The 13837-nt window shown below is 65.9% G+C and carries 11 protein-coding genes; 8 read left to right on the plus strand and 3 right to left on the minus strand.

Features of this window, described 5'->3' with window-relative positions; translation table 11 throughout:
• Nucleotides 1-4: 4 nt before the first annotated feature.
• On the minus strand, nucleotides 5-1261 hold the full coding sequence (locus DDE23_RS10005) for an ABC transporter permease (protein WP_107751132.1): 1257 nt from the start codon (nucleotides 1259-1261) through the stop codon (nucleotides 5-7).
• A gap of 20 nt (nucleotides 1262-1281) precedes the next feature.
• A complete protein-coding gene (locus tag DDE23_RS10010) occupies nucleotides 1282-2370 on the minus strand; it encodes an ABC transporter ATP-binding protein (protein WP_107751133.1) in 1089 nt (362 codons plus the stop codon).
• Between the two features lie 209 nt (nucleotides 2371-2579).
• Between DDE23_RS10010 and DDE23_RS10015 the strand changes: the two genes are divergently transcribed.
• From DDE23_RS10015 to DDE23_RS10040, 6 genes are all read left to right on the plus strand, one after another.
• On the plus strand, nucleotides 2580-3665 hold the full coding sequence (locus DDE23_RS10015; RefSeq protein ID WP_238149955.1) for an ABC transporter substrate-binding protein: 1086 nt from the start codon (nucleotides 2580-2582) through the stop codon (nucleotides 3663-3665).
• A gap of 94 nt (nucleotides 3666-3759) precedes the next feature.
• A complete protein-coding gene (locus DDE23_RS10020; protein ID WP_107751135.1) occupies nucleotides 3760-4656 on the plus strand; it encodes a MurR/RpiR family transcriptional regulator in 897 nt (298 codons plus the stop codon).
• Nucleotides 4653-5522 carry a carbon-nitrogen hydrolase family protein gene (locus tag DDE23_RS10025; RefSeq protein WP_107751136.1) on the plus strand — a complete coding sequence of 290 codons (870 nt, stop codon included), beginning with the start codon at nucleotides 4653-4655 and terminating at the stop codon, nucleotides 5520-5522. The genes DDE23_RS10020 and DDE23_RS10025 overlap by 4 nt, the downstream gene beginning before the upstream one ends.
• 346 nt (nucleotides 5523-5868) lie before the next feature.
• Nucleotides 5869-6837 (plus strand): TAXI family TRAP transporter solute-binding subunit, encoded by a 969-nt coding sequence (locus DDE23_RS10030; protein WP_107751137.1) that lies wholly within the window; start codon nucleotides 5869-5871, stop codon nucleotides 6835-6837.
• A 69-nt stretch (nucleotides 6838-6906) separates the two neighbouring features.
• Nucleotides 6907-9495, plus strand: coding sequence for a TRAP transporter permease (locus DDE23_RS10035; protein WP_107751138.1), 2589 nt, complete (start codon nucleotides 6907-6909; stop codon nucleotides 9493-9495).
• On the plus strand, nucleotides 9492-9923 hold the full coding sequence (locus tag DDE23_RS10040; protein WP_107751139.1) for a universal stress protein: 432 nt from the start codon (nucleotides 9492-9494) through the stop codon (nucleotides 9921-9923). Before DDE23_RS10035 ends, DDE23_RS10040 begins: the two co-directional genes overlap by 4 nt.
• A gap of 52 nt (nucleotides 9924-9975) precedes the next feature.
• On the opposite strand, the gene DDE23_RS10045 is transcribed toward DDE23_RS10040, so the two are convergent.
• Nucleotides 9976-10863, minus strand: a complete 888-nt coding sequence (locus DDE23_RS10045; RefSeq protein ID WP_107751140.1) for a MurR/RpiR family transcriptional regulator — start codon at nucleotides 10861-10863, stop codon at nucleotides 9976-9978.
• A gap of 162 nt (nucleotides 10864-11025) precedes the next feature.
• Between DDE23_RS10045 and DDE23_RS10050 the strand changes: the two genes are divergently transcribed.
• A complete protein-coding gene (locus DDE23_RS10050) occupies nucleotides 11026-13419 on the plus strand; it encodes a GcvT family protein (protein WP_107751141.1) in 2394 nt (797 codons plus the stop codon).
• Complete coding sequence (locus DDE23_RS10055) at nucleotides 13416-13835, plus strand: GNAT family N-acetyltransferase (protein WP_157958003.1); 420 nt, start codon at nucleotides 13416-13418, stop codon at nucleotides 13833-13835. The genes DDE23_RS10050 and DDE23_RS10055 overlap by 4 nt, the downstream gene beginning before the upstream one ends.
• Nucleotides 13836-13837: the final 2 nt, after the last annotated feature.

The following is a 13837-nucleotide window of genomic DNA, read 5'->3' on the forward strand; positions in this document are numbered from 1 at the left end:
GCGCTCATCCCATCTTGAGGTTGTCGATGCCGACCAGCCGGTCATAGATCCAGTAGAGCGCCAGCACCCCGACCAAGAGGATCGTGCCCAAAGCCGCGGCCAGACCCCAGTTGAGCGAGCTTTGCATGTGATAGGCGATCTCGCTGGAAATCAGCTGGCCGGTGCGGCCGCCGACCAGCGCGGGGGTGATGTAATAGCCGATGCAGAGGATGAAGACGAGCACCGAGCCGGCGCCAAGGCCGGGGATGGTCAGCGGGAAGAACACGTCGATCCAGGCGCGCGAAGGCGTGGCACCCATCGAGATGGCGGCACGACGGTAATTCGGCGGGATGGTCTTCATCACCGAATAGAGCGGCAGCACCATGAAAGGCAGCAGGATATGGGTCAGCGCCACGATGGTGCCGGTCATGTTGTAGATCAGCTGCACCCGCCCCTCGTCGTCGAGGATCCCCAGCGCCACCAGAATGTCGTTCAGCACCCCCTGCGACTGCAAAAGCACGATCCAGGCGGTGGTGCGCACCAGAAGCGAGGTCCAGAAGGGCAGCAGCACCAGGATCATCAGCAGATTGGCCCGCCCGGTGGGCAGCGTCGCGAGTTGGTAGGCGATCGGATAGGCCAGCAGGACGCAGAACAGGGTCACCAGCAGGCTGACCCAGAGCGTCTTGAGATAGAGGCCGATGTAGATCCGGGTATTTTCGGGCTGCAGGACGATGTCGCCGTCGACGTCGCGTGTCCGGTCGGTGGCGGCGAGGTAATAGGCGCCGGTCAGGCGACCGTCGAGCGCCTTGAGGCCGGCCCAGATCTCGGGTTCGGACCAGCGCGGATCGACCTCTTCGAACAGCGCGCGATAGCTCTGGCCGTCCTCGGCCCCGCGGCGCAGCGCCCGGCCAAGGCGGGTGAGCGCGCTGCGGCTGCCCGGCAGGTCGTAATTGAGCCGGCTGGCAAGCCTGCCCAGATCGCCTGTCTCATCGGCGGCCAGCAATTCCTCGGCAAAGAGCCGGTAGGTGGCCTCGGCCGGCAGGGTGGGCGGGGTCCAGCTTTGCAGCGCCTCAAGGGTCTGCGGGATCGCCCGCACCGGCACCGGATTGTCGACAGAGCGGGCGATCATCAGCAGGATCGGGAACACGAAGGTGACCAGGATGAAGGCCAGCAACGGCACGGTCAGCCCGAAGGTCTTCAGCTTGTTCCGGCGCTCGGCCTGCCGGAGCTTGGCCTTCAGGGTCAGCCCGTCGTCACCGAGGATCGGCGTGGAATCGGCCATGGTTCTGTCCCCCGACCCGGTCAACCGTCGAGCGCGCGGCAATCGCCGGCATTCCAGCCGAAATGCACATTCGCGCCGGGTTCGAGCATCGCATGGCGGTCGGAATTGGGCAGCTTGACGATGAAATCGTCCTGCCCGCAGAGCGACACCCGGGTGCGGATGTGGTCGCCGAGATAGATCAGTTCCTCGACCTTGCCGGCAAATACATTGTCGATTTCGCCAGCCTTGGCATGGACCGTCACCCGTTCAGGGCGCAGCGACAGCGTGGTCCGGCTGCCCACCCCGCCGATATTGACAGCCAGCGATCTGACCATCGAGCCGTCGCCCAGTTCGACCTGGCATATGTCGCCGTCACGGCTGCGGACGATGCCGTCGAGGCGGTTGTTCTCGCCGATGAAATGCGCCACGAAGGCATTGCTCGGCCGCTCGTAAAGCTCGGTCGGCGGGGCCAGCTGCTGGATCACCCCGTCATTGAACACGGCGATCCGGTTGGACATGGTCAGCGCCTCGGACTGGTCATGGGTGACATAGACCACGGTGACGCCGATCCGCTCGTGGATATGCTTGATCTCGTATTGCATCTGCTCGCGCAATTGCTTGTCGAGGGCGCCCAAGGGTTCGTCCATCAGTACGATGTCGGGGTCGAAGACCAGCGCCCGCGCCACCGCCACGCGCTGCTGCTGACCGCCTGAAAGCATGCCGGGCCGCCGGTTGGCAAAGGGCGCCAGCTGCACCATATCGAGCGCCCGCAGCACCCGCGTCTCGCGCTCGGCCTTGTCGATGCCGCGCACCTTCAGCGGATAGGCGAGGTTCTCGGCCACGCTCATATGCGGGAACAAAGCGTAATTCTGGAACACCATGCCGATGTTGCGCTTGTGCGGCGGCACCCGGTTGATCGAGCGCTGGCCGATATAGATCTCGCCCCGCGTCGCGGTCTCGAAGCCTGCCAGCATCATCAGACAGGTGGTTTTTCCCGAACCGGACGGGCCCAGCATGGTGACGAATTCACCCTTGGCGATGCTGAGGTTGAGGTCCTTCACCACCAACGTCTCACCGTCATAGCTCTTTTGCACGCCCTCGAAGCGCACGGCGGCCTGCGTCGCGTCCATCTGTCGCCCCCTCAGGAAAGCCCGAATCCGATCATCGGATCAGCCTAGCATGAGGGTGTTTCAAATGATACATTTTTGTAGATAACTTGAACATATGCAAAATACATGCTATGGAATCAATGCTGGGCCGTCTGGTCCGACACTGCTGCCGGGCTCCGAATCCGGTCGAAATCAAAAGCGCCGCAGGCGCGATAAACGGGGAGAAGATGATGAAGATTGGTTTCACACCAATGCGGCTCGCCTGTCTGGCGGCGGGTCTGTCGCTGCCGGTCCTCGCGCCTCTGAGCGCGGGCGCCGACAGCCTGACGGTCGTCGGATGGGGTGGTGCGCTGAGCGAGGCCGAGGCGCAGGCCTTCGAGGCGCCGTTCACCGCCGCCACCGGCGTCGAGATCATCTCCGAGGTCTATAACGGCGGCCTGGCGCAAGTGCGCGCGCAGGCCGAATCCGGCCATGTGACCTGGGACGTGATCGATGCCGAGATGACCGATGCAACGCTCGGCTGCGACGAGGGGCTGCTGGAGGAGATCCCGACCTCCTCGCTGGCGCCGGGGGCTGACGGTTCGACGCCGCAGGACGATTTTTTCGGCGATGCGCTGCAGGATTGCGGCGTGGCCAATTACGTCTGGGCCAATGTCTTTGCCTTCGATGCGCGGCAATTCCCCGATGGCGGGCCGACCAGTGTCGCCGATCTGTTCGACACCGAGCGTTTCCCCGGCCGTCGCGGCCTGCGCCGCAGCCCGCGCGCCAATCTGGAATGGGCGCTGATGGCGGATGGTGTGGCGCTCGATCAGGTCTATGCCGTGCTGTCGACGCCCGAGGGGGTGGACCGCGCCTTTGCCGTGCTCGACCGCGTCAAGGACGATGCGATCTGGTGGGAAGCCGGCGCTCAGCCGCCGCAATTGCTGGCGGACGGCGAGGTGGCGATGACCTCGGCCTATAACGGGCGGCTGTTCAACGCCATCGTGCGCGAGGGTCAGCCCTTCGAGATCGTCTGGGACGGGCAGGTCTGGGATTACGGCGCGTTCATCATCCCCCGCGGCGCCCCGAACCGCGAGCGGGCGCTGGAATTCGTCCGCTTCGCCACCGCGCCGGAGCAATTGGCCGAGCTGACCAATTACATTTCCTACGGCCCGGCGCGGGCCTCGGGTGTGACGCTGGTGCCTGCCGAGATGCAGGCGCAGCTGCCGACCGCCGAGGCGAACTTCGCGTTGGGCTTGCGTTCCAGCGCTGAATTCTGGTCGGATTACGGCGAACAGCTCGAAGCGCGGTTCAACGCCTGGCTGGCGGCGAACTGAAGCCGTCAGGGCGCGCCGCAACAGGCATGGCGCGCCCTTTCGACCACGGCAGGCGGGGCGGGGCGACGAGGCGAGAGTAACAGGGGGGATCGGGGTGAACGAGTTTGACGATATCCAGGAGCGGCTGACGCGCCTTTATCCCAGCCTGCCGCCGACGCTGCAGCGCGCCGGTGCCTATATGCTGGAAAACCCCGGCGCCATCGCCACCCAGTCGATGCGCCGGATCGCCGAACATTCGGGCATCGCGCTGCCGAACTTCGCCCGTCTGGCCAAGTCGCTGGGTTTCGACACCTACAACGAATTGCGCGAGGTCTATCGCCAGCGGGTCACCGGCGGCGCCCTGCCCGGCTATCCCGAGCGCGCCGAGGGGCTGCAAAGTTCGGGCAAGACCTCGGGCGACGAGGCGATCTGGGCCCAGTTCCGCGATTCCGCCCTGGCCAATGTCGCCAGCGTCTTTGCCCGCATTGATCCGGTCACCATCGCCGAGGTGGCCGAGACACTGTTGAGCAAGAACACGATCTATGTCGCCGGCATGCAGGCTTCGTATCCCTTCGCCAACTACCTCGCCTATGTCGGTGGCATGGTGGCGGGGAAAATCCGGCTGCTGGGTCGGCGCGGCGGCATCATCGCCGACGATCTGGTGGATATCGGGCCCGGCGACGCCCTCGTATGCCTTGCCATCCAGCCCTGCGCGCGGCTGACCGTGCAGGTGGCCGAACTGGCCTATGAGCGGGACAGCTATGTGGTCGGCATCACCGACAGCCTGGCCTCGCCGCTGGCCCCCTATTGCAGCAAGGTGCTGGTCACTTCCTGCACCTCGCCGCTGTTCTTCGAATCCTATGTGGGTTCGACGGCGATCCTCGAATTGCTCATCGGCTTCATGACCCTGCGCGCCGGCCACGAGGCCATCGACCGGATCTCCGAGATCGAGACCGACCGCCGCCGGCTGGGCGAGTATTGGAACACCGAGCGCGACGGAGCGTCGAAATGAATCCCGGAGACAGTCTGAGCCTGCTGGCGTGCCAGATCGAGGTGCCGGTGACGCGCAGCGCCGCCGCCCGCGACGCGCATCTGGCGGCGATGCGCGCCAAGGTCGAAACGGCTTTGTCGCGCGCCACCGCGGATCTGGTGGTGCTGCCGGAACTCTCCAGCATCGAATATTCGCGCCTCGCCTTCGAGGCCCTGGACGCGCTGGCGGAACCGGCCGAGGGGCCGTCCCTCGCCACCTGGTCGGCGGTGGCGCAGCGCTTCGGCTGTCACGTCGCCTTCAGTTTTCCGCGCCGCGAAGGGGGGGCGGTGTTCATCACCCTGGCGGTGGTCGGGCCGGACGGGCGGCTGGCCGGTTCCTACGACAAGATCTATCTGGCCCAGTTCGGGGCCTCGATGGAGAAGGAATTCTTCACCCAGGGCGACGGGCTTTCCGTCTTCGATATCAAGGGCTTTCGCGTCGGTCTGAGCATCTGCGCCGATATCCGCATCCCGGAATTGTCGCGCGCCCTGACCCTTGATGGCAGGGCCGACCTGATCCTGCATTCGGGGGCCTATTACCGCGATTCCACCTTCCATTCCTGGCACAGTTTCGTTGTCGCCCGCGCGCTGGAGAACCAGGTGTTCTTTCTCAGCCTCAACCGCGCCGGAACCGATTACGGCGCCTCGATGTTCTGCCCGCCCTGGGTCGATGAGATCCGCAAGCCCTATCTCTTCGCCGATACCGGCGAGGAGCTGGTTCGGCTGGTGGCCGACCGGGCCGAGATCACGCTGGCGCGCGAGAACTACGCCTTTCTCAAGGACCGCAAGGCGCAGCACGCGCTGCGCGACGCCCCTGCCTCCAACCCTGAACCGGTGCCCCATGAGTGACACACAACTGCCTGCCAGCGCCTCTGTCGTGGTGCCGGGCGGTGGTGTCATGGGCTGCCCGACGCTCTGACACTGGGACGGACTCCGGGTCTTTGATCCATGTATCACCACCGCAATCCCTTCAGTGGCGATCGTCAATCTGGGACCGCAAGGGGCGCCGACACGGGCGTCCGCTCGCCCGGCGCGACGGCATCGCTCGAGTCGGCGGGCGATCTGCTTCGTGTCAAAAAACATTAGTTTTTCGGTGACTTTCGGCGGGCGGCTGTTCCACGCTTGTGCAGCCGGGCGTCGTGGCGCCCGTCGAGATCCAACCGAAAACCCTCGACACAACAACCCGGAGATCCCCATGCTCATCAAGAGACTGACCCTTGGCGCTACCCTGCTGGCATCGATGACGATCGCTTCCGGGGCCTTTGCGCAGCAGCAGTTCATCACCATCGGCACCGGCGGCGTCACCGGCGTCTATTACCCGACCGGCGGCGCGATCTGCCGATTGGTGAATGCCAACCGGGCCGAGACCGGCATCCGTTGCGCGGTCGAATCCACCGGGGGTTCGGTGTACAACACCCGCACCATCCGTCAGGGCGAGCTGAACTTCGGCGTCGTGCAATCCGACGTGCAGGCGGCAGCTGTCGCCGGCTCGGGCAGCTTCGAAGCCGACGGCGCCTATCCGGGGCTGCGCTCGCTCTTCTCGATCCATCCCGAACCGCTGCACGTCATGGCGCGCCGCGATTCCGGGATCACCAGCGTCGCCGACTTCCCCGGTCACCGGGTCAATATCGCCAATCCCGGTTCGGGCACGCGGGTCCTTGCCGAGACGCTGCTGTCCTATTACGGGGTCGATGTGAGCGCGCTGTCGCTTGCCGCGGAACTCAGCTCGGCCGAACAGGCGGCGGCGCTCTGCGACGGCAATATCGAGGCCACGGTCTGGGCCGCCGGCCTGCCCAACGGGTCCAGCCAGGAGGCGACCTCGACCTGCGACGTGGCGATCCTGCCGCTCGCCGGGGAAGAAATCGACCGCCTGCTTGCCGAGAACAGCGCCTATGCGGCGGCGACGATTCCGGGCGGCATGTATGCCGGGAACCCGGACGACATCCCCTCCTGGGGTCCCCGCGCGACAATTGTCACCGACGCCAGCACGCCTGACGACGTGGTCTATGCCGTGGTCAGCGCGGTGTTCGAGAATTTCGAGGAATTCAAGCGCCTGCACCCGGCTTTCGAGCGGCTGGACGTGGCCGAAATGATCGCCTCGGGGCTGACCGCCGAACTGCACCCCGGCGCCGTGCGCTACTATCAGGAGCGCGGCTGGATGTAATCCGACCCTGCGCCCGCCCGTCTTGCGGCGGGTGGGCGCGACCAACGACCCCCTGCCCGGAGCCCTGATGTGACCAGCAGCCAGATTGACGCCGCCGACAGCCGCGACTTCATCGCCGAGGCCGATACCGGCGCGCGCGCCCCGACCGGGGGGTTCAACCGGCGCGTCCTGTGGTTCGTGCCGCTGTTGTGGTCGGTGTTCCAATTGTGGATCGCGTCGCCGCTGCCCTATGAGCTGGGGATCTTCGTCGTCAACAACGGGCAGGCGCGCTCTATCCACCTGGCCTTCGCGGTGTTCCTGGCCTTCACCGCCTTTCCGACCTTCAAGCGCAGCCCGCGCCACACGATCCCGCCACAGGACTGGGTCCTGGCGCTGGTGGGCGCCTTCTGCGCGGGCTACCTGTATCTTTTCTGGCGCGAGCTCGCCGCACGCTCGGGCGCCCCCAACACCACCGACATCGTGAGCGCCTGCATCGGCGTGGTGCTGCTGCTCGAAGCCGCCCGCCGGTCGCTGGGCCTGCCGCTGATGGCCGTGGCCGTGGTCTTCATGGGCTATGTCTTCTTCGGTTCGTCCGAATGGCTGCCCGATGTCATCCGCTGGCGCGGCGCCTCGATCGAGCGGGCGATGAGCCATTTCTGGCTGACCAGCGAGGGCGTCTTCGGCGTGGCCCTGGGCGTCTCGTCGGGCTTCGTCTTCCTCTTCGTGCTGTTCGGTGCCTTGCTCAACCGCGCGGGGGCGGGCAATTATTTCCTGTCGCTGGCCTTCGCCACGCTGGGCCATCTGCGCGGCGGCCCGGCCAAGGCCGCGGTGATCGCTTCGGCGGCGACGGGCCTGATCTCGGGATCGTCCATCGCCAATGTGGTCACCACCGGCACTTTCACCATCCCCCTGATGAAGAAGGTCGGCTTCAGCCCGGCCAAGGCGGGGGCGGTCGAGGTCTCATCCTCGATCAACGGCGTGCTGACGCCGCCGGTGATGGGCGCCGTCGCCTTCCTGATGACCGAATATGTCGGGATCAGCTATGTCGAGGTGGTGCGCACGGCGATCATTCCGGCCGCCATCTCGTACATCGCGCTGCTCTATATCGTGCATCTTGAATCCCTGAAGATGGGCCTCAAGGGCACCAGCCGGATGAATCCCGTGCTGTTCCTGTTGCGCGCGGTGCTCGGCGTGTCGCTCGGCATCATCGCTGCCGGATCGGTGCTGTGGCTGTCGGGCAAGGCGGTCGACGCGCTCGAATTCGGGCTGGGCGGCATGGCCAGCCCGGTGCTGATCGCGCTGTTTCTGCTGGTCTATGTCTTGCTCGTGCGCATCGCCGCGCGCCAGCCCGATCTCGACCTCTCGGTCGAGGCGATGCAGCATCTGCCGCCGTTGCCTGTCATTCTGCGCAGCGGGTTTCACTACCTGATGCCGATCTTCCTGCTGATGTATCTGCTGATGGTCGAGCGACGCTCGCCGGGCTATGCGGCCTTCTGGTCGGCCTGTTTCATGCTGCTGGTGCTGCTGTCACAGGGCACGCTGAAGGCCCTGTTCCGCGGCGAGGGCAACTGGGGCGCGACGCTGCGCCATGGCCTGTCCGAGGCCTGCGAAGGGCTGATCGAGGGCGCGCGCAACATGATCGGCCTCGCCTGCGCCATGGCGGTCGCGGGGATCATCGTCGGGTCGGTGACACTGACCGGAATCGGTCAGGTGATGGCCGAATTCGTCGAGTTCCTGTCCGGCGGCAACCTGATGCTGATGCTGGTCTTCGTGGCGCTGATCTCGATCGTCCTCGGCATGGGGCTGCCGACCACCGCCAATTACATCGTCGTCTCGTCGTTGATGGCGGGCGTCGTGGTCGAACTGGGGGCGCAGAACGGGCTTCTGGTGCCGCTGGTCGCTGTGCATATGTTCGTCTTCTATTTCGGGATCATGGCCGACGTGACCCCGCCCGTGGGGCTGGCCAGCTTCGCCGCCGCCGCCATTTCGGGGGCGGATCCGATGCGCACCGGTTTTCAGGCGTTCTTCTATTCGATCCGTACCGCGCTTCTGCCCTTCCTGTTCATCTTCAACACCGATCTGTTGCTGATCGACGTGACCTGGGCGCATGGGATCGTCATCTTCATCGTCGCGCTGATCGCGATGCTGGTCTTTGCGGCCGGAACCATGGGCTGGTTCCTGACCCGCTCGCGGCTGTGGGAATCGGCGGTGCTGGTGCTGGTGGCGCTGACGCTGTTCCGCCCGGGATTCTGGCTGGACCGCCTGTGGGAGCCCTTCGACCAGCGCCCCCCCGCCGAGATTTTCGCCATCGCCGAGGCCGCGCCCGGGGGCGGAACGATAAGGGTCGCGCTGGAGGGCATGACCATCGATGGCCGCGAAGTGTCGTCCTATTACCGCCTGCCGATGGGCGAGGCCGGGCGACCGGGCGCCGAGCGCCTTGCCCAGAGCGCCGGGCTGGAACTGGTCGAGCGCGACGGCGCGGTGATCGTCGACCTGATCACCTTCGGCGGACCCGCCGAACAGGCCGGAATCGACTTTGACTGGACCGTGACCCGTGTCGAGCTGGCGAACGACCGTCCACCCAAGGAGATCTTCTTTCTGCCCGCCTTCCTGCTGCTGGGTCTGGTTGCCTTTATGCAGCGCCGGAGGCTGGGGCGCAGCGCCGTGGTGACCGCATGAAACCGCCTGTCCTCGCCGCCCTGGACCTCGTGGACGAGGCCCTGCACGACGCCATCCTGACCAAGGCCGCCCAGCTCGCGCGGCTCGATGATGCGCCGCTGGCGGTGGCGACTGTCCTGCCCGATTTCGGCCTGTCGATGGTCGGCACCTATTTCCCGGCCGACACTGCCCAACGGGCGCTCGCCGATGCCTCGGTACGGCTGCACGCGCTGACTGACCGCATTCTGCCCGGCCTGCCGGTCAGCCATATCGTCACGCAGGGCGCCATCTATCACGAGATCCTCGAGCAGGCCGATCGCATTGGCGCGGGGCTGATCGTGATGGGGGCCCATCGTCCCGAACTGGCGGATTACCTCCTTGGCCCCAATGCCGCGCGCGTGCTGCGTCATGCGCGGTGCTCGGTCTTCGTGCTGCGCGACCCGGGGTGATTCGCAGGCAAAGGACATCGGAACAAACTGGCCGTCTTGCGCAGAAAGATAACTAATGTTTTTTCTTCGCCACCCAATACGCCTGATGCTCGCGCCGAAGCTCCTCGTAGGACCTGATTCGCTCGCGGGCCGGTTCGCCCGCCTCGGCGACGATCATCGCCACCAGCACCTCGATGACCGCCAGCGTGCCGACATAGCAGGCCAGATGATGCGTCGAGAGCGGCGAGGTGATCAGCGTCTCGTCCGCGCTGAAGTCCGGCGAAACGATGTCGCTGTCCGAGATCAGGACCAGCGTCACCCCTTTGCGTTGGGCAAAGCGACAGGCGTCGATCGTCTCACGCGAATAGGGGGTGACCGTGATCGCGATCAGCACGTCGCCGGGGCCGGCATTGTGCAGCTCGTCGATGGCGCTGTTCATGTGACGCGGGATCAGTTGCAGGTTCGGCAGCGCCATCCGGCCGACATAGTGCAGGTAATAGGCCATCGCGTAGCTGGCGCGGACGGCGGTCAGGTAGACGGTCCTTGCCTCAAGCAACGTGCGCACCACCCGGTGCAACTGGTCCGGCAACAAACGCTCCAGCGATCGCTGTACGGTCGCCATCTCGTTCAACGAGGCCTCGGCCTGGGCCAGCCCCAGCGGACCCTGCTCGCGCAGATGGCTCACCCATTCCGGCTGATCGACGGTGGCCGATGCCGAAACCAGCGCATGGCGAAACGGCTCGCGGAACTCGTCATAAGTCGCGAAGCCCATGCGCTCGGCCAGCCGCACCAGCGTATAGGTGCTGACCCTCGACTTGCGCGCGGTCTCGCGGATCGAATCGAGGCCAAAATCCGAAGGGTGGTCGACGACATATTTCGCCACCGTGCGCAGCCTGCGCGGCAGGTCGGGCAGCCGGGATTTCAGGTCGTTGCTGATCCGCGTGCGAAGGGTCGGATCCATTGGCATCTCCGGGGCGAAAGGCGCGTAACAAGCGTTATTTTCTGATACTATTGACGATTTTTGTTTTTCCCACAACATCGAACCCGCCAACGCCGACCACCCTGCTCGCCCACTCGCCCACTCGCCAACGACAGGGCCTCGCCCGAACCCAAGGAAACCATCATGGCCGATTCCCTGCCCTCTCATGCCTCGGTCGTCGTCATCGGCGGCGGCATCATGGGCTGCTCGACGCTCTATCACCTCGCCAAGCTGGGGGTTTCCGATGCCATCCTGCTGGAGCGCAACGCGCTGACTTCGGGCACCACCTGGCATTCGGCGGCGCAGGTGCGGGCGCTGCGCAATTCGCAGAACCTGACGCGGATGATCCAGTATTCGGTCGACCTGTACTCGCGGCTCGAAAAGGAGACCGGGCAATCGGTGGGCTGGATCCAGAAAGGGTCGCTGTCGATCGCCACCAATCCCGACCGGCTGACCCATATCAAGCGGCAGGAGGCGCTGGCGCGCGCCTATGGAATCGACGCCCGTTCAATCAGCGCCGCCGAGGCCAAGGAGCGCTGGCCGCTGATGAATGCCGATGACGTGCTGGGCGCGGTCTGGTCGCCCGATGACGGGCGCGTCTCGCCCTCGGATGTCTGCGCGGCGCTGGTGAAGGCCGCGAAGGGGCTGGGCGCGCGGATCTTCGAACGAACGGGCGTCACCGGCATCCTGACCGAGAACGGGCGGATCAAGGGGGTGGAGACCTCGCAGGGTACGGTGATGTGCGACGCCATCGCGCTCTGCACCGGACTCTGGTCGCGCGAGTTGGGGGCGATGGCAGGGGCCGAGGTTCCGGCGCTGGCCTGCGAGCATTTCTACCTGCTCACGAAGCCCATCGCCGGCATCGCGGGCAACATGCCGACGCTCTCGGACCACGACAACCATCTCTACATCCGCGACGACAGCGGCGGCCTTCTGGTCGGTTGCTTCGAGCCGATGGGCAAGCCGATCGCGCCAGGTGTCCTGAACGAGAGCTTCGAATTCGGGCTTCTCCCCGAGGATTGGGACCATTTCGAGCCGATGATGATGAACGCCCTGCACCGGTTGCCGGCGCTTGAGACGGCCGAGGTGAAGATGCTGCTCAACGGACCCGAGAGCTTCACCCCCGACGGCACCTTCATGCTGGGCGAGACGGCCGAGACGCGCGGCCTGTTCCTGGGCTGCGGCATGAACTCGGTCGGCATGGCCTCGGGCGGGGGTGCGGGGATGAACCTCGCGCATTGCATCGTCCACGGGCATACCGCCTATGACCTGTCCGAGGCCGATGCCAAGCGCTTCGCGCCGGTGTTCAACTCGCTCGACCACCTGATGGCCCGCGCACCCGAGATCCTGGGTACGCATTACGACATCGCCTATCCCGGCAAGCAGCTGAAGACCGCGCGCAACCTGCGCGCCCTGCCGCTGGACGCCGAATACCGCGCCGCGGGGGCGCATATGGGCCAGGTCTACGGCTGGGAGCGCCCGCTCTATTTCGGCAAGACGTCCGAGCCGACGCCGCGCTTCGAACGCCCCGACTGGTTCACCAATGTGGGTGCCGAGGTCAGGGCCGCGCATGAGAAAGCCGCGATCTTCGACGCCTCGCCCTTCGGCAAGATCGAGGTCGAGGGAAAGGATGCCGAGGCCTTCCTGATGCGCGTCTGCGCCGGCCACATGAACCGCAAGCCGGGATCGGTCATCTACACCGCGATGCTGAATGATCGGGGCACCTTCGAATCCGACCTGACCGCGCAGCGCCTCGGCCCTGACCATTACCGTCTGTTCACCGGCACCGCCGCCATCAAGCGCGACATGGCCTGGCTCAGCCGCCACGCCGAGGGCTTCGACATCACCCTGACCGACAGCACCGAGGCTTATGCCGTGCTGGGCCTGATGGGCCCCGAGGCCGCGCGCATCGTCGCCGAATGCGGCGCGCCCGAGCTGAACGAGCTGGGCTATTTCCGGCAGACCGGCGCCCATCTTGCCGGGATCCATGTCCGCGCCGCGCGGCTGTCCTATGTCGGCGAGGCGGGCTGGGAGCTGACCTGCAAGGCCACCAACGCGCCCGCGCTCTATGCCGCGCTGACCGCTGCAGGGGCTGTGCCCGCAGGAATGTTCGCGCAGACCTCGATGCGGGTCGAAAAGGGCTTCTGCGCCATGGGCCACGAACTGGACAGCGACATGACGCCGATCACCGCAGGTCTCGACTTCGCGGTGCGCAAGTCGGGCGGATTCATCGGGGCGGAGGCATTGGCGGCCGCGCGCGCCAGCGGGACGCGCTCGGTGATCGTCTCGCTGGTGCTGGACGATGCGGAGGCCGTGCCGTTGGGCCACGAGCCGGTCTATCGGGGCGATTCCATCGTCGGCAAGACCTCGTCCGCCGCCTTCGGCTACCGTATCGGCAAGCCGGTGGCGCTGGCCGCGGTCAAGGTTCCCCTGGCGGAGGGCGAGCGCGTCAAGGTCGATATCGCGCGACGGCTTTGCGACGCGACGGTGACGCTCGGGCCGGTCTTCGATCCCTCGGGCAGCAGGATGAAACCGTGATCCGCGTGGTTCCACTTCAGCGCGCGGCCGAGGCCGCGCCGCTGCTGCGGGTCCTGCGGGCGACGCTGGATGACGCGACCTTTGCCCTGCGCCTTGAACGGGCCGAGGCGCAAGGCTACCGCGTGCTTGCTGCCCTTGATGGGTCGGCAATGGTCGGCGCGCTGGGGTATCGCCTCAGCGATGATCTGACCTGGGGGCGGACGCTTTATGTGGACGATCTGGTGGTCGCGCCCGACCGGCGCAGTTCCGGCATCGGCAGGGCGCTTCTGGCCGAGGCGCGGGCGCAGGCCGCCACCAGCAACTGCGATCACCTGCGGCTGTGCAGCGGGCTGAGCCGCATCGATGCGCACCGTTTCTATGAAGCGAACGGGCTGCAGCGGTTCAGCCTGCAATTCGTCGCCCGGATGGAGGAGTAAGG

Origin of the sequence: Pararhodobacter aggregans, from assembly GCF_003075525.1 — a bacterium.
Classification (GTDB): Bacteria; Pseudomonadota; Alphaproteobacteria; order Rhodobacterales; family Rhodobacteraceae; genus Pararhodobacter; species Pararhodobacter aggregans.